Origin of the sequence: Bacillus mobilis, assembly GCF_001884045.1 — a bacterium.
GTDB classification, from domain to species: domain Bacteria; phylum Bacillota; class Bacilli; order Bacillales; family Bacillaceae_G; genus Bacillus_A; species Bacillus_A mobilis.
In genome coordinates this window covers 1-248 of sequence record NZ_MACF01000001.1, presented here as the reverse complement: position 1 = coordinate 248, position 248 = coordinate 1, and the positions used below count along the sequence as shown (strand labels likewise).

1 riboswitch is annotated in these 248 nt (G+C 35.9%).

The features are described from left to right. Nucleotides 1–105 precede the first annotated feature (105 nt). Nucleotides 106–195, bottom strand: a riboswitch (cyclic di-GMP riboswitch). Between the last annotated feature and the right edge of the window lie 53 nt (nucleotides 196–248).

Below are 248 nucleotides of genomic sequence, written 5' to 3'. Positions count from 1 at the left end.
GTGCCCATTTATTTTATTTTTTTACACCTTGCTTGCTTTTTGGAAAACAAAAAGCCTGGTTGCCTCTTCAGTATTCACACACATAACCATACGTGCGAACATCCAAATTGCAACCAGACTATCATAGTAATATTTTATTACCTTAGACTCTTAGCTTTGCGACCTACTCTTTCGAATAGTGTGCCCATTTATTTTATTTTTTTACACCTTGCTTGCTTTTTGGAAAACAAAAAGCCTGGTTGCCTCTT